1 protein-coding gene is annotated in these 316 nt (G+C 54.1%); it reads right to left on the bottom strand.

Translation table 11 applies throughout. The annotated features are described in order from the left end of the window. Positions 1 to 316 (bottom strand): GTP-binding protein (locus tag E1189_RS00200; protein ID WP_230459803.1); only part of this gene is annotated, 316 nt, incomplete at both ends.

Here is a 316-nt window from a genome sequence, read left to right as displayed (position 1 = left end):
GCTATCCAGAGTTTCAACCAGCTTCTTAACAGCGGAAGTACCCAGTTCATTTTCGTCTTCGCCGTTCAGAGCCATCAGAGCGGAACCAGCGATGATTGGAGTGTCGTCGCCTGGGAACTCGTAAGTGTCCAGCAGCTCACGCAGCTCCATTTCAACCAGTTCCAGCATCTCTGCGTATTCTTCAGAGCCAACGCCGCCGCAATCTTCAGCCAGCAGGTCTGCTTTGTTCAGGAAGACAACAATCTTAGGCACACCAACCTGACGAGACAGCAGGATGTGCTCACGAGTCTGAGGCATAGGGCCGTCAGTCGCGCCA

The organism is Parendozoicomonas verongulae, from assembly GCF_009711465.1.
GTDB classification, from domain to species: domain Bacteria; phylum Pseudomonadota; class Gammaproteobacteria; order Pseudomonadales; family Endozoicomonadaceae; genus Sansalvadorimonas; species Sansalvadorimonas verongulae.
This window is presented reverse-complemented; position numbering and strand designations above follow the sequence as displayed.